19 protein-coding genes and 2 pseudogenes are annotated in these 20,480 nt (G+C 70.1%); 13 read left to right on the top strand and 8 right to left on the bottom strand.

The window, feature by feature from the left end; translation table 11 throughout:
- Positions 1–136: 136 nt before the first annotated feature.
- The 6 genes and pseudogenes from J7E88_RS10245 to J7E88_RS10220 all read left to right on the top strand — a co-directional run.
- Positions 137–475 carry an antibiotic biosynthesis monooxygenase gene (locus J7E88_RS10245; RefSeq protein WP_215179421.1) on the top strand — a complete coding sequence of 113 codons (339 nt, stop codon included), beginning with the start codon at positions 137–139 and terminating at the stop codon, positions 473–475.
- Positions 472–1,359, top strand: coding sequence for an NAD(P)-dependent oxidoreductase (locus J7E88_RS10240; RefSeq protein WP_215179419.1), 888 nt, complete (start codon positions 472–474; stop codon positions 1,357–1,359). Before J7E88_RS10245 ends, J7E88_RS10240 begins: the two co-directional genes overlap by 4 nt.
- Positions 1,356–2,363 (top strand): amidohydrolase family protein, encoded by a 1,008-nt coding sequence (locus J7E88_RS10235; protein ID WP_215179418.1) that lies wholly within the window; start codon positions 1,356–1,358, stop codon positions 2,361–2,363. Before J7E88_RS10240 ends, J7E88_RS10235 begins: the two co-directional genes overlap by 4 nt.
- Positions 2,360–3,601: a cytochrome P450 gene (locus J7E88_RS10230; RefSeq protein WP_215179417.1), complete on the top strand. Its 1,242-nt coding sequence runs from the start codon at positions 2,360–2,362 to the stop codon at positions 3,599–3,601. The genes J7E88_RS10235 and J7E88_RS10230 overlap by 4 nt, the downstream gene beginning before the upstream one ends.
- 598 nt (positions 3,602–4,199) lie before the next feature.
- Positions 4,200–5,897, top strand: a complete 1,698-nt coding sequence (locus J7E88_RS10225; protein ID WP_215179416.1) for a multicopper oxidase family protein — start codon at positions 4,200–4,202, stop codon at positions 5,895–5,897.
- Between the two features lie 156 nt (positions 5,898–6,053).
- A pseudogene (locus tag J7E88_RS10220) lies at positions 6,054–6,572 on the top strand (VWA-like domain-containing protein); the annotation flags it as partial.
- Between the two features lie 161 nt (positions 6,573–6,733).
- On the opposite strand, the gene J7E88_RS10215 reads toward J7E88_RS10220, so the two are convergent.
- Positions 6,734–7,126, bottom strand: coding sequence for a DUF2267 domain-containing protein (locus tag J7E88_RS10215; protein WP_215179415.1), 393 nt, complete (start codon positions 7,124–7,126; stop codon positions 6,734–6,736).
- Positions 7,127–7,569: 443 nt separating this feature from the next.
- On the opposite strand from J7E88_RS10215, the gene J7E88_RS10210 reads away from it, so the two are divergent.
- Positions 7,570–8,169 (top strand): hypothetical protein, encoded by a 600-nt coding sequence (locus tag J7E88_RS10210; protein ID WP_215179414.1) that lies wholly within the window; start codon positions 7,570–7,572, stop codon positions 8,167–8,169.
- Between the two features lie 548 nt (positions 8,170–8,717).
- Here J7E88_RS10210 and J7E88_RS37010 read toward each other — a convergent pair.
- Positions 8,718–9,152: an ATP-binding protein gene (locus J7E88_RS37010; RefSeq protein WP_215179413.1), complete on the bottom strand. Its 435-nt coding sequence runs from the start codon at positions 9,150–9,152 to the stop codon at positions 8,718–8,720.
- Between the two features lie 305 nt (positions 9,153–9,457).
- On the opposite strand from J7E88_RS37010, the pseudogene J7E88_RS10200 reads away from it, so the two are divergent.
- Positions 9,458–10,483 (top strand): annotated as a pseudogene (locus J7E88_RS10200) (phosphotransferase family protein).
- 11 nt (positions 10,484–10,494) lie between these two features.
- Here the strand turns inward: J7E88_RS10200 and J7E88_RS10195 are convergent.
- From J7E88_RS10195 to J7E88_RS10185, 3 genes are all read right to left on the bottom strand, one after another.
- Positions 10,495–11,382 carry a GNAT family N-acetyltransferase gene (locus tag J7E88_RS10195; protein ID WP_308307450.1) on the bottom strand — a complete coding sequence of 296 codons (888 nt, stop codon included), beginning with the start codon at positions 11,380–11,382 and terminating at the stop codon, positions 10,495–10,497.
- Positions 11,383–11,458: 76 nt separating this feature from the next.
- Positions 11,459–12,439: an oxygenase MpaB family protein gene (locus J7E88_RS10190; protein ID WP_215179412.1), complete on the bottom strand. Its 981-nt coding sequence runs from the start codon at positions 12,437–12,439 to the stop codon at positions 11,459–11,461.
- 113 nt (positions 12,440–12,552) lie between these two features.
- A complete protein-coding gene (locus tag J7E88_RS10185; RefSeq protein ID WP_215179411.1) occupies positions 12,553–12,972 on the bottom strand; it encodes a J domain-containing protein in 420 nt (139 codons plus the stop codon).
- A gap of 223 nt (positions 12,973–13,195) precedes the next feature.
- On the opposite strand from J7E88_RS10185, the gene J7E88_RS10180 reads away from it, so the two are divergent.
- The 5 genes from J7E88_RS10180 (at position 13,196) to J7E88_RS10160 (ending at position 16,357) form a co-directional block, all read left to right on the top strand.
- Positions 13,196–13,657: a hypothetical protein gene (locus J7E88_RS10180; protein ID WP_251022374.1), complete on the top strand. Its 462-nt coding sequence runs from the start codon at positions 13,196–13,198 to the stop codon at positions 13,655–13,657.
- Between the two features lie 16 nt (positions 13,658–13,673).
- Positions 13,674–14,171, top strand: coding sequence for a hypothetical protein (locus J7E88_RS10175; protein ID WP_215179410.1), 498 nt, complete (start codon positions 13,674–13,676; stop codon positions 14,169–14,171).
- 593 nt (positions 14,172–14,764) lie between these two features.
- The gene (locus J7E88_RS35705; RefSeq protein WP_251022373.1) at positions 14,765–14,977 is read left to right on the top strand and encodes a hypothetical protein; all 213 of its coding nucleotides are present in this window, start codon (positions 14,765–14,767) and stop codon (positions 14,975–14,977) included.
- Positions 14,978–15,288: 311 nt separating this feature from the next.
- The gene (locus J7E88_RS10165) at positions 15,289–15,879 is read left to right on the top strand and encodes a DM13 domain-containing protein (RefSeq protein WP_215179409.1); all 591 of its coding nucleotides are present in this window, start codon (positions 15,289–15,291) and stop codon (positions 15,877–15,879) included.
- 226 nt (positions 15,880–16,105) lie between these two features.
- Positions 16,106–16,357, top strand: a complete 252-nt coding sequence (locus tag J7E88_RS10160; protein ID WP_215179502.1) for a hypothetical protein — start codon at positions 16,106–16,108, stop codon at positions 16,355–16,357.
- A gap of 805 nt (positions 16,358–17,162) precedes the next feature.
- Here the strand turns inward: J7E88_RS10160 and J7E88_RS10155 are convergent.
- The 3 genes from J7E88_RS10155 to J7E88_RS10145 all read right to left on the bottom strand — a co-directional run bounded on the left by J7E88_RS10155 (position 17,163) and on the right by J7E88_RS10145 (position 20,295).
- Complete coding sequence (locus tag J7E88_RS10155; RefSeq protein WP_215179408.1) at positions 17,163–17,525, bottom strand: hypothetical protein; 363 nt, start codon at positions 17,523–17,525, stop codon at positions 17,163–17,165.
- Positions 17,522–19,282: a cytochrome c oxidase subunit I gene (gene ctaD / locus J7E88_RS10150; protein WP_215179407.1), complete on the bottom strand. Its 1,761-nt coding sequence runs from the start codon at positions 19,280–19,282 to the stop codon at positions 17,522–17,524. The genes J7E88_RS10155 and ctaD overlap by 4 nt, the downstream gene beginning before the upstream one ends.
- Positions 19,283–19,872: 590 nt before the next feature.
- Complete coding sequence (locus J7E88_RS10145; protein ID WP_215179405.1) at positions 19,873–20,295, bottom strand: DUF2267 domain-containing protein; 423 nt, start codon at positions 20,293–20,295, stop codon at positions 19,873–19,875.
- Positions 20,296–20,480 lie beyond the last annotated feature (185 nt).

Genomic DNA, 20,480 nt, shown 5'->3' with positions numbered 1-20,480 from the left:
AGTCACCCGGACGGGCTAAAAAGCGGAGCAAAGCCCTTCTCCCCACTGGGCGGCGCGCGCAGGGGAGTTGCGCCGCCCCGGAGGCCATGAGTCCTTGGAAAGCGTGTCCTGCTGGATCTCACCATGAGGAGGAGACATGGGCACTGTGCAGAACGGCCGAACGGCCGAAAAGCTGTCGGTGGTTTTCGCGGTTCGTGTGATCGAGGGCGGCGAGCAGGGATTCCTGGAGATGTACGAGCAGATGCGGAAATCCGTCGCCCGTACCCCCGGACACCTCGTCGAAAGGCTGGGGGAACCGGTGGACGACTCCCGTCTGTGGGTGATCACCAGCGAATGGGAGACGCCCGAACACTTCTTCGCCTGGCAGCAGAGTGAGGACCATCGAGCACTGGTGGCTCCGCTCCGCAAGTGGGTCGACTCGACGCAGTCGCTGCGATTCCGGGTCGTCAAGGAGACCGTGGAGGAGAAGTCATGACGCGCACCGCCCAGGGCCCCGTCGCCGTCCTCGGTCTCGGCACGATGGGCACCGGCCTGGCCACGCGCCTCATCGCGCAAGGCATACGGGTGCGGGTCTGGAACCGCACCGCGGAGCGGACCGAGCCGCTCGCCAGGGCCGGCGCCGTCGCCGCCGACTGCCCGAGCGAAGCCGTCGAGGGCACGAGCGCCGCCATCTGTACAGTCGCCGACGCCGAAGCCCTCGATGCCGTGCTGCGCGGCCCGGACGGCGTCCTGGCCAGAGGGACCTACCCCGGCGCCCTGATCTGCGCCAGCACCGTCGCCCCCGAGGAGGTCGTCCGTCTCGCTGGGGACGTACCCTCCGTCATGGACGTCGGCATGCTCGGCAATCGCGACCACGCCCGCGACGGCGAACTGCGGCTGTTCGTCGGCGGCGAGGAGCGCGTCTTCACCGCCGGCCGACCGCTGCTGGAGATGCTGGGCAAGGAGGTCGTCCATCTGGGCGCACTCGGTTCCGGCATGCGGATGAAGCTGCTCCTCAATCTCCTCATGGGGATAGAGGTGCAGGCCATGGCCGAGGCAGCCGAACTGGCAGCCGTCTCCGGCCTCGACCAGCAGCTCGTGCTCACAACGATCGCGGGCAGCGGCTTCGCCTCGCCGGTCATGGCGTTCAAGTCGCGGCGCCTGGCCGCCGGACGTTTCGACGAGCCGGACTTCCGGCTGCGCCTGATGGCGAAGGACCTCATGCTCGCTACGGAGCAGGCGGCGGCGGCAGGCCTGCGCCTTCCGCTCACCGCCGCAGCCGCGGAGACCCACGCCCGCGCCACCGAGCAGGGGTTCGGTGACGAGGACTGCGCCGCGGTCGCCCGAGCAGTCACACCGGAACCGGGAACCCACACATGATCATCGACATCCACGGACATCTGTCCCCACCGGAGGCAGCCAAACGCTTCCCCATGCCTCCGAGCCTGACCGACGTCGACGGAATGCTCGCGGCCCGCGCACGGGCCGGGATCGACCTCACCATCATCGGCAGCCCGGTGGGCGCCGGCGCGATGGCGCGGGTCCCCGGCGTCGACAACTACAAGCAGCCGCGCGACCGGCTGCGTGGTTTCCACACCTGGATGTCGGGTCTGATCTCCTCGTTCCCGGACCAGTTGCGCGGGTACGTATACGCCAACCCGTTCGGCGACGACGATCATCTGGAAGGGGTGCGGGAGACCTTGGCGGACCCCGCCTTCGTCGGCCTGATCACCACTTCCAGCGTCCACGGCGAGCTGCTCGGCTCGCCGCGGGCGGACTCCTTCTTCGCGCTGGCCGCGGAGGCAAAAGTCCCGGTCCTGGTGCACGCACCGGCCGAACCGATCGGCACGGAGGGTGTGGACACCATCGGCTTCGTCGAGCAGATCGGCCGGTTCGGCGACGTCACCCTGGGCATGGCCATGATCGCGTTCGCGGGGTGGCTGGACAAGTACCCCGGCCTGCGGCTGATCGGCGCGACCGGCGGCGGCGCGATGGCGCTGCTGCCGGAACGCCTCCAGACGGCGGCGCGCCCCCGCCACTGGGGCGGCGGAGCGCCGCCCTCCGCCCCGTCGGCGTCAGATCCGCCGGCGTCAGACCGGCCAGCGTCCGACCGGCCGGCGGCCCTCGTGCCGTCGGCCGACCCGGCCGCGGCCCTGCAGCGGATGTACGTCGACACCAGCCCGTTCAGCCCGGCGCACCTGAGCCTCAACGCGGAGGTCCTCGGACCCGAACGGATGCTGTTCGGCAGCGACTCACCACCGTTGTCCGCGCCGTTGGAGGACCTCATCCGCATGATCGAGAAGCTGCCCGTGGACAAGGCGTCCCAGCAGCTCATCCTCGGCGGCAACGCCGAGGCACTCTTCGACCTCAGGAGCCGTCCGTGACCACGACGCAAGACCCCGTGACCGCAGCCGAGCAATGTACCGCCGATTTCCGGCGGAACCCGTACCCGGTGTACGCCTCCCTCCGGGACACGGCGCCCGTCTGCCCGATGAAGCCGCCGCACGGCGTCGATACGTACCTGATCACACGGTACGAGGACGCCCGGGCCGCTCTGTCCGACCCCCGGCTGAGCAAGGACATGTACGGGGCCATGGACGCCTACCGGAGGATCTTCGGTGACTCGTCCGTCTCGCTGGACGACAACATGCTCAACTCCGACGCGCCCAAGCACACCCGGCTGCGCAAGCTCGTCAACTCCGCATTCACCCCGCGCCGCGTGGAGGCGCTGCGGCCGAAGATCCAGGACGTCGTCGAGAAGCTGCTCGACGGGTGCCCGACCCGGGAGCCGATGGATCTGCTGCCCGCGTTCGCGTTCCCGCTGCCGATCATCGTGATCTGCGAACTGCTCGGCGTGCCGCCCGAGGAGCGGTCCCACATGCAGCGGCTGTCCACCACGGTGGCGCAGACGGGATTCAGCAAGGAGTCCAAGCAGGCCCAGCAGAAGGCGGAGGAGGACCTCCACGCCTATTTCACGGAGCTCATCGCGCGTAAGCGTGAGCACCCCGGCGAGGACCTGCTCAGCGCGCTCACCGAGGCCGGGGACAAGGACGGCGGCCTCACGGAGAACGAGCTGGTCTCGACGGCGTTCCTGCTGATGTTCGCCGGTCACAAGACGACCGCGTACCTCATCGGCAATGCCGTGTACCACTTCCTGGCCAGCCCCGCACAACTGCGTGCCGTGCAGGAGAACCCGGAGCTGGTCGGCCTCGCGGTGGAAGAGCTGGTGCGCTACGACGGCTCGGTGGAGAGCGCGACGTTCCGGTTCGCGACCGAGGACGTGGAGATCGGCGGCACGCGGATCCCGAAGGGCGCCCTGGTGCAGATCTCGCTCCTGTCCGCGAATCGCGACCCGCGGAAGTTCGAGTCCCCGGACGAGTTCGACGTGAGACGGCCGGGAAACGCGCAGAGCGGCCATCTGGGGTTCGGCCACGGCAGCCACTACTGCCTGGGCGCACCTCTGGCGCGGCTGGAGATGCAGCTGGCCCTCACCACCCTCTTCAGCCGGTTCCCGGGGATCGCTCTGGCCGACCCAGCAGGTGGGCCGAAGTGGATGGAGGTTCCCTTCCCTGCCTTCCGCGGCCTCGCGGAACTGCCTGTCGTGCTCGACCCCGAGCCGTGACGGCAGCCCGTGTCAGCGGGCCGTCCGCGGTGTGACTCCGTGCCCCCGGGCCGGCTCACACCGCGGACGGCCGACCGTCATTCGCATGGTTCGGCCGGCGCCGCGCGGGACGGATCAGGTGGGAACGGACTCGCGTAGGAGCGGGTGTCCCGGACGATCCGCCGTCCCTGTCCAGCTCGAAGAGGGCCGCCGTGCCACCCGCCCGCGTGGTCGTCGACTCCCTTCCGGTACCCGCACCGCACGCACGCCGGTCCCCCGCGCACGATGATGCTCGGCGGGACCGGGAGGTCTCCTGGTAAGGTCGCGCTGCTCAAGCTGCGGTGGTCTTGAGGCGGTTGCCCGTGGCTGCGGCCGGACCCGCCCGTGCCGCACGCCACGGCCGCATCGGCGCGTTACGCGCCGGCGGCGGCCTGCGCCGTGGTGCGCACCCGCCGCACCGGGCCACGTTCCCTCGGCACGACAGACAAGACAGCCATGGACTTACGGGATCTTTCCGGCATTGTGCTCCATGCTGGATCGTGCCGCGTCAGGCCCCGCCCGGGGCGTCGTCCCCTCGCCCGGGGCGGGATGCGCGCAGGTGCGACCCGACCGGAGGACCATGTACAGGCAGGATCACACCCGTCCCACCTCTCCCACCCGGCGTGCGGTACTCGCCGCCGGGATCGCCGCGGCGGGATCCGCACTGTTCACCGGCTGCTCGGGCAGCGGTGCGGACCACGCAGGCGGCGCCGGAAAGGGGGCCGCGGTCCCCCGCCCCGGCGGCTCCGTATCCGCGGACGGCAAAAAGGTCCGGCCCACATGGACGCCCAGCCCCGAGGGGAAGGTCCGCGGTCTCACCTTCACGGCCACCCCGGCCACGGTCGAGATCGGCGGCGGACGCACCGTCAGGACGGCGACGTACAACGGCGACCTGCCCGGCGAAGCGGTGCGGATCACCGCCGGCGACACGCTGCAGCTGACGCTCGCCAACCATCTGCCCGACCCCACTACGGTGCATTGGCACGGCATTGCCCTGCGCAACGACATGGACGGCGTGCCCGAGGTGACACAGCCGCCCATCGAACCGGGCCGATCGTTCACTTACCGTTTCCAGGCGCCGCACCCCGGCACGTACTGGTTCCACCCGCACCTGGGCCTGCAGATCGACCGCGGGATGTACGCACCGCTGATCGTGGACGACCCCAACGAGCCTCTTGCCTACGACGCGGAATGGATCGTCCTGCTGGACGACTGGATCGACGGGATCGGCGGCTCCAGTCCCGAAGACGTCTTCGACCAGCTCCGCAAGGGCAAGCCCGCCATGGGTCACGGCTCGGCGCACAAGCGCGGGCACGACCGCGGCGCCCGGCCCGTACCGTCCAGACCTTCCGGCGGAATCGACGCCGGCTACGGGCCGCCGGGAGCCCGCGCCCCGGAGCGGGACGACGCGTCGCCCTCACCGCAGAAGGGGAGAGGACCCCGCCGGCTGATGACGGGCGCCAGGAGCCCCCTGCTCGGCGGCCACGCGGGCGACATCGCCTACCCGCACTACCTCATCAACGGACGCACGCCCGACGACCCGACCCAGTTCAGAGCCAAACCCGGCGACCGGATCCGGCTGCGCATCATCAACGCGGGCGCCGAGACGCCGTTCCGCGTGGCACTCGGCGGCCACCGGATGACGATCACCCACAGCGACGGCTTCCCCGTACGCCACCACCGGACCGACTCCCTGCTCCTCGGCATGGGCGAACGGTACGACGCACTGATCACCGCGAAAGACGGCGTCTTCCCGCTCACCGCACTCGCCGAAGGCAAGGACGGCGCCGCCATGGCCGTCCTGCGCACAGCGAGCGGCGCGCTCCCCGCCCCCACCGCCCGTCCCGCCGAGCTGCGACGGGACGTCCTTCCCTCAGCCCGCCGGCTCAGGCCCCACGAATCCGTCGAACTCGACCGGCGCCGACCCGACCGGATCCTCAAACTCACCTTGACCGGCGGCATTCAGGACTACGACTGGGGCACGAACCACGCCCCCTACGCACCTGACCGAGTCCAGCGCATCGAACACGGCGAGCGCGTACGACTCGTCGTCATCAACGCCACCGACATGTGGCACCCTGTCCATCTCCACGGCCACACCTACGCCCTCAACGGCATCGACGCCCTCGGCGCCCGCAAGGACACCGCCACCGTCCTGCCCCACAACAAACTCGTCGCCGACTTCGACGCCGACAACCCCGGCCAGTGGATGCTCCATTGTCACAACATCTACCACTCGGAATCCGGCATGATGACCACCTTGACCTACCACTCATGAACCCCGCCCACCGGCGCCGGGTAGTGCCGGCGGGCCGAGGACGGACCGAGAACAACGGGGATCCTTGCGGTCGGTGAGTCTGCCGAACTGCTGTTGCCGGAGACCAACGCCCTTGCCCGGTCGCGCCCTTGCCTCGCCCATGTGCGCGGGAACTGCGGCCGACCGTGGCGAGTGCGCCGCTCGGCCGGGGTGCCCGGCGCTGTTCTGCCGAGCCTGCGGCGCAGGCCGCCTCGGGTCTGCGTGGTCATCGACACATCCGGCTCGGTCAGTGACACCGAACTGGGCAGCGCGCTCCTCGAGGTTGCCGCGATCTCGCGTGCCGTGGGCGGCCGTCGGGACCTGATCACGGTAGTGCCGTGCGACGCAGCGGCCCGGGCCGTGCACCCGCTGTGCCGGGCCGAGGGAATACCGCTGGTGGGCGGAGGGGGTACGGATCTGCGCACGGGCTTCGCCAAGGCGCTCCGAGCGCAGCCGCGCCCCGATGTCATCGTGGTCCTGACCGACGGCCAGACGCCCTGGCCGGACACGCGACCACCGTGCCGGACGGTGGTGGGTCTGTTCCCTCGGCAGCATGCGTCCCGGTCGTGGGACGAGGACAATCCCTATTACGTTGCGGACTCGCCGCCCGCGTGGGCACGGGTGGTCGACATCGGGTCCTCTCCTGCCGCTCCGTGAGCCGTTCGGGGACGGCGCGGACCAAGCCGGGAGACTTGCGGTGGGCCCGGCCTGCGACCGGGCCCGCCGGCCACCCGAACGGATGAGAGGGGACCGGCGGGCCGACGAGCGGGCCGGCGTGGCGATTGACTCGCCGGGCGTACCGGACGGCTGCTCGCGGCTCAGTCGGCCAGGTCGGCCTTGCCGAACAGGACGGCGTAACCGGAAGGCAGTTGGCTGATGATCTGGTTGAGCTCTCCGCCGGAGATGGAGTCGTCAAGGGTGGTCAGTACCGCGCCGGCGTCCCACTGGGCGGTGCGGGGGCGGGCGCCGGTGCGCGCGGCGACGCGGCGGTAGAACTCCTCGATGCCGAAGCGCTCGGTCGGCTGCTCCTTGTCAGCGAGCAGCGGTTCCCGCAGAGGTTCGGGCAGTTGTGCGGCCAGGTCCGCCGCCTCCCCAGGGGTGATCCGGGCAGCGAGGACGTTCAGCACCGCTGCCGCGACCGTGGCGGCCTCCTCCTGGTTGGTGTACTCGCCGCGCTCGCGCACCTGGGCCAGGAACTCGTCGTACCTCATCGCTGTCCTTCACCTTTGATCGTGTCCGGGCGCTGCCTCGTACAGGGAAATCGGTCTCAACAGGGCGATTATGGGCAGTGGAGTCCCCGGGCACGGGGACTTCGGGCCGCGCCGTGCGTGTCACGGCTCCGATCGGTTCGATGGTGGCGCGCCTCCTGACCGGTCGCCGGGCCGTCTTGGGCCAGGTTCGCACCAGCACAGGGTCCGGCGGTGGAATCCGCTCCCCCATCACATCGGCAACTCTTCGCGCCCGCTGCGGGATCAGCGCTTCGCATGCCCAGGGGTCGTACTCACCTCAGATGGAGGGATGTTCCGCCGCTCGGCGGAGGGCCGTCCGCCTGTGGGGCGATGAACGGCGTGGCGGTGCAGGAGACCGTGGAGATCGGAGGGAATCGCCCTCCTGTCGCACTGTCCCAACTCTCACGTCGTTCGCTGGAGGAAGAATGTCCCGGATACGCCGTCCCTTCGTCGTGGCTGCCGCGGCCCTCACCGCTTGTACGGCCGCCGCCCTGACCCTGGGCTCGACGGGGTCGGCCACGGCCACGGAAGGTGCGCGTCCGGCCGCCGCGCAGGCAGTGCACGCGCCCTCTCTCAAGGGTTCCGCCAAGCTCGAACGCCTTCCCGGTGACAACGTCCACTTCGCCTTCGACGCGCGTGGATTCGCCGACGCTGCACATGGCACGTTCTACGTGAGCCATCACTTCGGTGACACCTGGGGTGGCTACTTCAAGGGCCGTATCGACTGCCTGTTGACGGGTGGCCCGGTCGCCGTGGCCACCGGCATCGTGACCGAATCGCACTTCAAGGACGCACCGGGTCTGCCGCAGATCGGGGATCTGAAGGGCAAGCGGTTCGGCTTCACCGTGCTGGACAAGGGCAAGAAGGACCGGCTGGGCTACAGCTGGGCCATGGACGGCCTGCCGAAGAACAGCGTGCCCAAGTGCCTCGGATCCGCCCCCTTCGAGACCCTGGAGACAGGTGACTTCACCGTTCAGCACTGGATGCCGCCCCGCACTGCGTCTGCCGGAAGGCCGACGCCGTAAACCTCCCGCCGAAGAGGCGGCGGGTCGCCGCGATCACCGCATGGGCCGGCGCGCTCGCCTGGATCGAGCAAGGCGGACCTGGCGCTGAAGGAACAACTGGGCATGCCGGGCTTCCCCGCACCGCCGGAGTCCTACGCCGGTTCGGCGATGTCACAGCGCCCGGAGTCGGGGATGTCAGGTGGCGCAGCTGAGCAACGCCGGGCTCGGCCTGATCACGTCCGTGGCCGAGCTCCGTCTCGTACGGCCGCTCGCCCACCCGATCGGCCGGTGGGCGACGACCGTTGTCTCCTGACAGGTACCGCGGCGATCGGCGCCGGTGTCACAGGGTTCGGCATGAGGGCGCCCAGGTGGCGCCGTCCCTGCCGAACTCCCCCGCCCGGCGCCGTCCCCGCCATCCCGGCACCGGCGGTGGGCGCCGATGGGCAGCAGCGTGGTGACGACGAGCGCTTCCAGGGCAGGCCCCTGGCTGCTCGGGCGCGACTCAACGGGATGGTCCATCGCGGTCCACAGCACACTGTCGACCAAGGCATTGTGTCTCTGAGAGCTCGTCAGCGCCTCACGCGGGCATGGACGGTCTTTCCGCCGCATGGACCTTCTGGCATCACATGTACCTCGCTGCACAGCATGTGCACCAGTCTCCACCCCCAGCCGCCGCTGCCCGCGGTGAGGTCGGGCTCGCGAAACCGAGGGGCGAGGGAGCTGGAGTCGCTCACCTCGATGTCGATACAACCCTCCCGCACAGCCAGGGACAGTACGCACGGCCCCGGGGCGTGCCGGACCGCGTTCGTGACCAGCTCGCTGACCACGAGCAGCGCCGCGTCGGCCATGACGGCGTACTGCCTCGGCCACACCGTGGCGGGCGCAGCGTCTGCCAGGAAGTCCAGCGTCATACGGCGGGCGTGTGCCGGCGCACCGCCGTCCGTATCGTGCGGATGAGCGGTGGTGTCCAGACTGACGCGTCGTTCGAGCAGATTCCCGGGCACGATCGCCTCCTCATCTCCTTCGAAGGGGTACCCGAGACGGGCGAGGGTATGACCAGCCAGACGGGTAGCGCCGGGAATCGGAGTCGGCGAGGCCGAAAATGCGCCAAGTGGCCGCGCCCTGGCGGGCGCGGGTCGGCGCTGTCTGCCGCATCAACCGATCCTCCGCCAGGGGAACCACGAACATGGCTCCACCCGGAAGCGCCGCACCACTGGCGTCTCGGTGGCTGGTTCTTCGAGGTTCCTCCCCAGACCCGTGCGATCAATAAAGTGTTCCCTGGGCTGAGGGCGAGGGGGCGCGGCGGTTGATGAACAGCTGCATCGAGGACCAAGGCTGGGTCAACACCCGTGCGTGGGTGGAGCGGAGTCTGCACCCCGGGGACCGCATTCACGCTGTTACGGCGTTGCGGGGCGGGTGGACCTCGCACATGCGCTGCCTCGACATCGAGGGTCAGGAGGAGCCGTATGCACTCGTGCTGCGGTCCTTCGTCAAACCGTTCCATGTGAAGCATGCGCTCGGGCTGCTCAGGCGCGAAGCCGGCATTCTTCATCTGCTCAGGGACACAGGTGTTCCGGCGGCACGCCTTCACGGGGTCCATGCTGCGGCGGAGCACTGCGACCATCCTTCACTGTTGATGTCGCTGCTGCCGGGAAGCGTGCGGCTGGACGAGGACGACGTCGAGCGAAGGACCCAGCTCCTCACCCGCCAGTTGGTTGCCATTCACCGGCTGATCGTGCCGGAACGGGACCGACCACGTCGGTACGAGGCGTGGACAAGTCCCGAGCGGCTGCGGATTCCCGAGGGCACGGAGCGACCGGAGTTGCGGCAGCGCGCCGTGGATGTCATCCGTCGTGAGCCTCCGGCCCACGGCCCTGTTTCCTGCACCGTGACTTCCATCCCGGCAACGTCCCCTTCACCGGACATGGCGCTGAGCTGGTGATCACCGAGGTTGTGGACTGGGTGGAAACCTCCTGGGGGCCCGCCGACCTGGACGTGGCTCACTGCTCCAGCGCCGTTGCTCTGCTGCACGGTGTGCACGCCGGGATGCGGTTGGCGGACCACTACCTGGCGGCAGGCGGCAGGCCGCAGGCGGCAGGCGGCAGGCGGCAGGCGGCAGGCGGCAGGCGGCAGGCGGCAGGCGGCAGGCGGCAGGCTGAGCGACGATCCCGCCGATCACTTGTACCGGCGTCTCCTGGATGCACTTGCTTTCGCGCCGGACGCGGAGAAGGTCGCCGGGCCCTGGCGGGAACTCGGACGAGTTGATCCGACGCCGACCGTTCTCGCCCGGCGCTTGGAGGAGTATCTCCAGGCGATCTTCAACCACTACGGCTGAGCACTGCTCGTTCAGTAGAGGATCGAAGGCAGGTACGCCCCAGCAGGCTCGTTGTAGAGCCCGATGGTCATCAGGCTCATGAGCTGGACCACCTTGAGGCCGTTCGCGAGGCCCCATTGCAGCAGAAGACTGTTGCTCGCGGGCACGAGGATGCCGGGCCCGCCGAAGGCGGGAGCGGAGGCGATCAGCGCCTGGAGATCGGTGGTGGTCTCGGCGACCGCGTGCGCGAAGTACGCCAGGTCCGTGGCGTAACCGGTGACGCGCCCCTCGTGCTCGACGACACGGGCGGTGCCTTGTTTGTCGACCGCGTCGGCGACCTCGCCGCCGCGGTCGACGCCGTGGACGCGTCGGCACAGATCGTTGCAGGCGGCGAGGTCCGCGTCCGTCGCCTCCCGGACGGCGTGCCCGGGCACCACACGCAGAATTGCCGGCCCTTGCATGCATGCCATCGTGTCCCTGAACGCGAACCCCAGGCTCGCGTACAGCGAGAACGATCTGTTGTGATAGGCGCTTTGCAGCAGCCGGATCCCCGGGACCCTGCGCTCGACGGCCCGGTCCATCACGTCCCGCATCAGCCGGCGGCCCACACCCCGGTTCTGCACGGCCGGATCGATGGTGACGGGCCCGACCCCGACGACGGACGAGCGCTCGTCGAGAAAGTTGCTCCCCACGATCCGCCCGTCGAGCTCGGCGACCACACCGTAGAACCCCGGGTGGGTCAGGGCCCCTTCGATCAGCGCGACACTCACCTGGGGACTGGGTACCTCGGGCGGAAACGCGTGCTCACGAGCGATCTCGGCAAAGGCGTCGAAGCAGATCCTGCCGCACTCCGCGGCGTCTTCCGCAGTGCCCTGGCGCAGTACGAGGTCCACGGCCGCCGTCCCTTTCCTGGGGCCCACCAGGTGTTCCTCCCCTTCCTCTCCATCTTCCCCCCTTGGGCAGGGGACGCACGCCCGACCGACTCCGCCCCCTCGGTCACGGCAGCCGCGGGCGAGGGGACGTACGGCGTCGCAGCGGCACGGCCGGTCGCCGACCGCGCGGTGGGCACTCCCGGCCGACGCCGACGGCATGCGGCGTGCGGTGAGCGGCACCGGCACCGGCAGGGCCCAAGGCCCATCTGATGGCCCGCGTCAGCGCGTGCCCCGTGATGTGTACGACGGCCTCCGCTGCGGTCGGCAGCCTCGGCAGACCGAGTTCCGCACGGGCCCACGGGGGCAGCGCGGCGACCGCGTTCGCGGCCAGGAGGGCGTACGGTCCCCGCGCGATCAGCGGCAGCGGTGGGTGGAGCAGGATGAATCGTGCCGCATCCCGAGCCTCCGCCGTGCCGCGCAGCTCGGGGCGGTAGGCCCTCAGCCGGTCCGCGAGTTCACGCCGGTCGCGAGGTGGATCCACGACGCCGAGTGCCGCCGCCACCTGTGCCATGTCGGCGATGTACGCATCGCAGCCGGCCCCGTCCAGGGGATGGGCGCCGAAGCGCTGATGGGCGCGGAGGAAGCTGTCGACCTCGGCCACATGGACCCAGCCCAGCAGATGGGGATCAGCCGCGTGGTACCGCCGTCCGTCGGGCGCCGTGCCGTGCGTGCGCCCGTGCACTGCCCGGACGCGGTCCACGGCCTCCTGCGCGTCGTCCGCGGTGCCGAACGTCGTCACGGCGAGAAAGGTGCTTGTCCGCTGCAGGCGCCCCCATGGATCGCCGCGGTAACCGGAGTGCGCGGCCACGGCGGCCATCGCCAGGGGATGCAGCGACTGCATGAGGAGGGCGCGCAGACCGCCGACGAACATGGAGGCATCGCTGTGCACTCTGCGCACAGGCCGCTCAGGTCCGAACCACCGTGGCCCCGGCGTGTTGTGGATCCGGTCCCTGTTCCGAGGACCCGCCGGGCCGGCGACGCGGCGGAAGATCCCGGCTGCGAGACGTTGCCGCAGGTCGAGTACCACCGGGCCGGACACGTTCATGCGGCAAGTATCGACCCCGGCCGCCGGGGTGTCACGGCCCCGCCGCACGGTCGCTCGCTCCGAACGGGCGCACCGCCGGCCCTCCGGTCAACGCCTCGTGACAAGGGCCGCTGTCACCACCGTGGGTCCATACCCCAGACCCACCGCAACAGATCGACAGGAATGGCGGCCGGTGCCTCTCGGACGGGCACGCCCACACGGACGGGGCCGGCGCGCAGAGGTGCGCCGTGTGGTCCCGTGGCGGTGGCGGAGGGGCCGACGACACAGGTGACGCGTACCGGCACCGGCCCGCTTGTCGCTCTGGGCGGCCCCTGTTCGCGGGCGGCGTCATAGGCGGCGCGCCGTTGGGGGTCGCGGAGGATCGCGTAGGCGGCCACCACTGCGGCAAGGGCGTCCTGCCCGGCCGCGTCGTCGGTGGCGGTGTCCGGATGCAGGCTGCGGACCAGTCGGCGGTAGGCCGTGGTGATCCGGCGGTCGGACGCGGACGGCTCCACCCCGAGCACGGCGTAGTGGTCGGTATGCGGCCGGGACATCTTTCCACCTCCCTCATCGGCAGGCGGCGCGGAAACGCCTCACAGGCTCCGTCCGTCATCTGCGTAGAACATGAGCCGGCGATTGTCAAGATGTCTTGTTTGGGTTAATAAGTGGAGTGACGTGCTGCGAGCGGCGCCAGGTGCGTCCATGTCTGGCCGGGCAGCCGTCCGCGGTATCGGCTGTCGTGTCGGTGCGTGGATGTGTGGATGTGTGGATGTGTGGATGGAGGTGGACACAGTGATCACCGAGCTGGCGGTCGAGCGCGTGGAGTTCACCTGTGGCCGGTGTTGGCACCAGTGGAGCGCCGACTACGACGCGCAGCAGTACCGCGACGCGGAAGGTGACCTCTGGGAGTACTTCTCCCGGGACGGCATCGCGGTGCCCTCCCCGTACACACCGGCAGGCGCGCCACCGTGTCCGCTGTGCGGGCGCCGCTGGGTGGGTCGCATCCTGGCCCGCAGGCCTGTCCCGGCACCGCCCGGAGCCGACCACACTCCCCGGCTGAGGATCACCGATCGTCCGGGGCACCGTCCTGAGCGGCACGGCGCGCCTCTGCTCGGCGCAGCCTCGCACGTACAGCCGGAAGCGCTCGATCCGCTGGAGGCTTTCGAACCGCTGGAGGAGGCAGACGGCAGGGAGGCTGCGGTCCGTGACGACTGGCGCGAGGACCTGAACACGGCGTGAGGGAGGTGGATCGGTCATGGCCCGGCTTGCCATCCGGGGAGAGGAGCTGATCGTCGAACTGGCCTGGTGGGAGAAGATCGCCGCTCGGCGCGGGGATGTCAGGGTGCCGCTGGCAGCGGTGGAGAAGGTGACCGTCGAGGCGTCGTGGTGGCGGGTTCTGCGCGGCAGTCCGGGCCGGGGGGCCTGGATTCCGGATGTCCTGTGTCTTGGTGTGCGGGAGCGGGCGGGGGTACGGGACTTCGTCGCCATCCATCCCCGGCAGGGATCGGTGGCGTGCGTCGATCTGCACCCCGCGTCCGCACCGTTTGCCCGTATCGCCGTCTCGGACCGCGTCCCCCGAACGACCGCAGCCGACGTACGGACGGCGCTGAGCCGTCGGCGAAGCGCGGACGCCGCCGACGCGGGTACCGACGCCGTGGGTACCGATCCCGGACACGTGCCCGACCCGCCTGCGGGGAAACTGGGCTGGCGCCCCGGCCGGTCGCCGCTCCCGTGGCCACCGGTGAGCTCCTGAGCAGGAGCGGGAGCGGCTGCTGTGCGGACCCTGCCCGTGCCCGGACGCCGAACGCAGGCGACCACACCTGATGCGTACGCCCCGGCGCGGCGGGAGCCCGGTGGGCGCCGCCTCCCGGCACGTACGACGGCGTACGCCGGCGCGAACCGGTCAGCGGATCTGGATCTCGATGCGGCGCGGCCTGACGTTGTCGGCCTTGGCGACGTGCAGGGTGAGGATGCCATCGGCCAGTTTCGGCACTGATCTGCTAGGCATCTGTGTCGGTGTCGGTGTCGGTGTCGGCGGACAGACTCACGCGGTAGTGGCACCGGTGCCACCTCGTCCCGACCCGTCCCCGGGCCCTCCGCGGCGCATCCTGAACCGGGTGCTTCCGCTTTCAATCGTTCGGCTGTCTCCATCACGGAGGTCACCACGGACGTCCTGGTACTCATCGGCCGCATTCTCTGCGCGCTGCTTTTCGCGGACTCGGCCGTCAACCGCCTCACCCACAACAAGGCCATGGCCGCCTACGCCACAAGCCGCGGCGTCCCGCCCTCCGTCTCGGCCGGTCGCCAGGGTGGCAAGGCGGCCTGCTACTCCTGGTAGGCGCGGTGATGGTGGTCCTGGGCATCTGGGCCGATCTGGGAGCACTGCTCCTGGCCGTGTTCCTCTTCCCGACCGCGGTCATCATGCACGCGTTCCGGAAGGAGTCCGGCCCCGAGTCCAGGCAAAGGAAAACGGCGCAGTTCCTCAGGGACACCGCCCTGGGCGGCGCGTGCCTGATGCTGCTCGCCTTCTCGCCTGCGCAGGCCATGACCTCGGTCTGACGCTCACCGGCCCGCTCTTCGACATCACCTGAACGGTCGGACCCGCCCTGCAAGAAGGGCAGCCGACGGAACGCGGCAGACGGCCGCAGGGCCCGCACCGGCTTCAGGGAGGCAGGAGCCGGGACACGCATGTCCCGCAAGGCGCGTGGCCCGCAACGGCGAGATGGCGCGGACGGTGTGGTCGAGCCGGGCCGGCGATGCGCTCGGCCGAGTCGTCCGGCCGTAAGGAATTCGTCATCCGGTCACGGCGGACTCCAGGCCCCGGGTCACGTTGAATAGCAGGACACATCAAGCGTGTTCAGGAGGAAACAATGGGGCGTGGGCGACGGCTGCGGAGCAGACCGGTGGTCATGACGGCGGCGGCGACGGCACTGGTGGCCATGGGGGCGGGGCTCTACTGGTTCCAGCCGTGGAAGCTGTGGCAGGACGAGACCGTACGCGAGGAATTCCCCGTCGTCGCGGGAGAGACCGCGACGACGGGCCCGTCGAAGGACGCGTCCGTGAGCCCGGGGTCAGGAGCGTCGTCGCCCGCGGCAACACCGGCTGCACCGAGGACACTTGCCACCGGTTCGTTCATCACCCACGAGCACCCGACCTCGGGAACGGTGAAGATCATCCGTCTGCCCGACGGCACCCAGACGCTGCGCCTGGAGGGACTGGACACCAGCAACGGGCCGGATCTGCGGGTGTGGCTCACCGACGCCCCCGTGCAGGAGGGGAAGGCCGGCTGGCACGTCTTCGACGACGGGAAGTACCAGAGCCTCGGCAAGCTCAAGGGCAACAAGGGCGACCAGAACTACGCACTGCCCGAGGGGATCGATCTGGACCGCTACAGCAGCGTGACCATCTGGTGCGACCGTTTCGACGTGTCCTTCGGCGCTGCCGAGCTCGCGGCCGCCTGACGGGGCCTGCGGTCGGCGCGTGCGGCCTTCGCCCGCACCGGGAAGCCGCGCCGTCCACGAGTACGGGCGCCGGGGGCCTGCGCGCACGCCCCAGGACGCGGCGTTCGTCCGGCCGTCCGGGCGGGCTGTCAGCGCCCGGGCCGGACCGACGCCGGACGGCCGGTTTATCCGCCTGCCGCCGGGTGACCCGGTGCGGGCGACGTTACGTCCGGGAAGGTGGCGTGTCATGACTGCACGAGATCGCGAGACGGGTCAAGACCCTGAACGCAGGACCGGAACACACCGGTCGGCGCACGAAGAAGAGCGGGGCGTTCCCAAGGACCGCGGCCCCGGCGCACATTCCGGGCAGGAACGGCAGCCCGGACAGCGAACCGTTCCCGGAACCGCGAGCGCCGCCGAGGGCTACAGCCGCGGCGGAACGAGCAGTGGTGAGCCCTTGGAGGGCGTGGAGAGGGACGAGGAGGAAGACACCGCCTGAGCCGGCCGCCGCCGGGCCCGGCGCGTTCCGGACGGCCCCGGCCCCAGGGGCACGCCGCAACGACGAAGGGCGGCGGCGAGGACGTCCGTCTGGAGGAGATCGCTTGCGCCGCGGGGCTGAGCGTGCAGGAGGTCCGGCCGCTCATGCACGACCTCATGGTCACGCACCGTCTCGTCACCGAACTCCCCCGGTCCGACGTCCCCGGCCTCGGTCCCCGCTACAAAACCAAGCCCCGGCTCTGATCGCTCCGGCAGTTCTCTGCCGCCGGGCGGCGCAAGCCCGGCGCGACACGTGCGCGGTCACCCGTTCGAGCATGGCTCCGACCCGCCCACGGGAGCCCGCGCCCGCTTGTCTTTGCCACGGAGCGGCTGCGCCGCCCACTGCCGGTCGCGCTGCGCCACACCCGCGCGCTGACAGTTGCCGCACGGCACGAAAGCGCCGCCCGCTCCTGCCCGCGCTCCGCCGGACGCTGTGCCTGACCGGCACCGTCCCGCACGATCGCGCATCACTCCAGGCCTTCGGCAGCGTCCTTGCCGGACTCGGCTGGGTCCTGCGCGAGCGGCAGGTCGTCCCTCCTTCGATCGAGTGCCGCCTCGCGGCCCTCGAACAGGAACAGGGACGCTCCACGGGCGGGCCGCTACATCGGCTGACACACCGACACTGCCCCCAGCACGGTCCGCCCGGCTCCGGGCTCCGGGCCGTCCGGCTCCTGGCTCCTGGCTCCTGGCACACTCCCCGGCCCGCAGAGCCCGGCGAGGTCGGGCACTGAGCTGGTTCCGCAGAGCTGAGCAGAGCCGGCGCGAGGTCAGCGGTAGGCAGTGAGCAGCGCCGCGCACGTGCAGAGCAGCGCCGCAGTGACGAGCGCGGCGACGCTGCGGCACAGCAGCCGTCTCCTGAGCGTCTCGTAGCGCGCGGTGTACTCCACCCGCAGTTCCGCGGCGCGTGCGCTGACGAATTCCAGCGCACGCCGTGAGACGGCGATGTGGTCCTGGGTGTAGAGACGGACCACTTCTTCGCGTTGCGAAGTGGTCAGCCATGGCATCAGGTCCGCGAACTCATCGGCGTGTTCCTGTGCTTGTGTCAACCGGCTCTGGGCCAGCAGATAACCCTCGAGCCGGGCGATGCCTGCCGCGACGTCGTGCGACTGCTGCGGCGCCCTGTCGGTCATGAGCGGCCCTTGTCGTCTCCCAGCGGGGCCGCGATGCCCTTCCCGGGCTCGACGACGTCCCGGCGGCCCGGGTTCTCCGCCTGGTCGAGGAGGGAGACCTCGGGGTGGTGCAGGTCGAACGCGGGAGATTCGCTGCGGATGCGGGGCAGGGTGAGGAAGTTGTGCCGCGGCGGCGGGCAGGACGTGGCCCACTCCAGCGAACGGCCGTAGCCCCAGGGGTCGTCGACCTCGATCTGCTTGCCGTACTTCTCCGTCTTCCAGACGTTGTAGACGAAGGGCAGGATCGACAGACCGAGCAGGAACGAGCTGATCGTGGAGATCGTGTTCAGCGCGGTGAAGCCGTCGGCCGCGAGGTAGTCCGCGTAGCGGCGCGGCATGCCCTCGGCGCCGAGCCAGTGCTGCACCAGGAAGGTGCCGTGGAAGCCGATGAACAGCGTCCAGAACGTGATCTTGCCGAGCCGCTCGTCCAGCATCTTGCCCGTGAACTTCGGCCACCAGAAGTGGAAGCCGGCGAACATCGCGAACACGACCGTTCCGAAGACGACGTAGTGGAAATGCGCGACGACGAAGTACGAGTCGGACACGTGGAAGTCCATCGGCGGCGAGGCCAGGATGATTCCGGTCAGACCACCGAAGAGGAACGTCACCAGGAAGCCTGTCGTCCAGAGCATCGGTGTCTCGAAGGACAGCGCGCCCTTCCACATCGTGCCGATCCAGTTGAAGAACTTCACACCGGTCGGTACCGCGATGAGGAAGGTCATGAACGCGAAGAACGGCAACAGCACGCCCCCCGTGACAAACATGTGGTGCGCCCACACCGTTGCCGACAGACCGGCGATCGCGATGGTCGCACCCACCAGACCGATGTAACCGAAGATCGGCTTGCGGGCGAACACCGGGATGATCTCGGTAGCGATGCCGAAGAACGGCAGGGCGATGATGTACACCTCTGGATGGCCGAAGAACCAGAACAGGTGCTGCCACAGCAACGCGCCGCCGTTGGAGGCGTCGAAGACATGGGCACCGAACTTGCGGTCCGCCTCCAGGGCGAACAGCGCGGCGGCCAGGACCGGGAAGGCGAGCAGGACCAGCACACCGGTCAGCAGCACGTTCCAGGTGAAGATCGGCATCCGGAACATCGTCATGCCGGGAGCGCGCATGCAGATGATCGTGGTGATGAAGTTGACCGACCCGAGGATCGTGCCGAAGCCGGAGAAGGCCAGACCCATGATCCACATGTCGGCGCCGACACCCGGGGTGCGCTCGATGCTGTTGAGGGGCGAGTAGGCGAACCAGCCGAAATCGGCCGCACCTTGTGGGGTGAGGAAGCCGGCGACCGCGATGAGCGAGCCGAAGAGGTAGAGCCAGTACGCGAACATGTTCAGCCGCGGGAACGCCACGTCGGGCGCGCCGATCTGCAGCGGCATGATCCAGTTCGCGAATCCGGCGAACAGCGGCGTCGCGAACATCAGCAGCATGACCGTGCCGTGCATCGTGAACGCCTGGTTGAACTGCTCGTTCGACATGATCTGCGTGCCGGGACGGGCCAGTTCGGCGCGCATGACGAGCGCCATCACACCGCCGATGCAGAAGAACAGGAACGAGGTGATCAGATACAGCGTGCCGATCGTCTTGTGGTCGGTGGTCGTCATCCACCGCACGACGACGTTGCCGGGCTGCCTGCGCCGTACCGGCAGCTCGTTCTCGTACGCATCCTCGTACTCGGACAGCGCCTCATGCCCGGACCCTGACGCCACACGCACTCCACTCAACGGGCGGCCTCCACATGAACCCGACGCATTCTCTGGGCAGGCCGCGAATTCACCCAAAGGCACGCAGAGGCAATTTAGCGGGCTTATACCCCGCCGGCCGCACGACCTGTGCGGGCGGATCCTCACCGGCAGCAGCCACTCACGCCCGCGCACCCGGCCAACGAGCCCACAGGCACCGCACCGCCGGCCGCGAGCAGGCAAGCAGAAGGCTCACACCGACGCTCCGAAAGTCCACCCGTTCGGCGCTCGCACGCTGCCGGCCGGCTCGCGGAAGAGGTAATCCGCAGGGCCAGACGTCCCGTTGGGACGCTCGCAGTGCATCTGTACGAACACCTGCCGAGCCCCTGGGCCTCCCGCGCGAGCTTCCCGAAGCGGCACACCCCACGGTCAAGGCTGCGGCTCGCCGCCCCGGGCCGGGGTGCGGGAACCAGGACGCGCGTCCTCGGCGGCCCGCTCCACTGCCCTGAGCAGCGGAGGAAGCCGGTCCTCCGGCAGGTCCACCGCGCGGGGCGGCCGAGCCGCGTCACCGCTTCACTGCGGTCGTCCGGGCAGCTCGCCGGCCACTTCGTCCGGCGTCAGCGGCGCGCGTGCGTCGGTCGCCGCATGCATGCGCTCGGGGTGCTCCGGCGGCGGCGAGAACAGCGCCGCGTAATCATCCGGAAGGTGCTCCCGCAGCTCCCGGCCAGCCCGGGCTCGGCCTCCGCGATCTGCGACACGACCGCCCGGGCCAAGAGGAGAGCCCGCTCGGGCGGTGTGTCTAGATGGCGCCCCGCCTCGGCCAGCAGACCGGTGACGTCGTCGGCCGCGGCGGGAACCGTGGCATAGGCCGCATCCTGTTCCGGGCCCGGCAGCGCCGCACGCAGCCTCCGCCGCTGAGGCATCGGAAGCCGGTGCGCCAGCGTGCCCAGGACGACCCTGGTCACACGGACGGCTTCGTCGGCGTCCGCGAGGCCCGCCCGCCGGGCCACAGCTTGGGTGAGATCCGCGTGAGTGATCATCAAGCCTCCCGAAGGAAAGAGATTGTCCTGCCCCGGTACCCATCGCAGAACCCGGTACACGGCCGCAGACGGCAGACTCCGTCCCGGACGCAGACGCCGGGAACCCGCCCGGCCGCACTCCCCTGCTTCGGCGGCCGGCCGCCCCCGCGTGGGGCGGTCGGCGGCGGCGCCACCGTCGGCCCGCT

It is taken from the genome of Streptomyces sp. ISL-10, from assembly GCF_018614575.1.
In the GTDB taxonomy this organism is placed as follows: Bacteria; Actinomycetota; Actinomycetes; order Streptomycetales; family Streptomycetaceae; genus Streptomyces.
The sequence above is the reverse complement of the archived record's forward strand: the minus strand, read 5'-3'. Positions and strand labels throughout refer to the sequence as shown.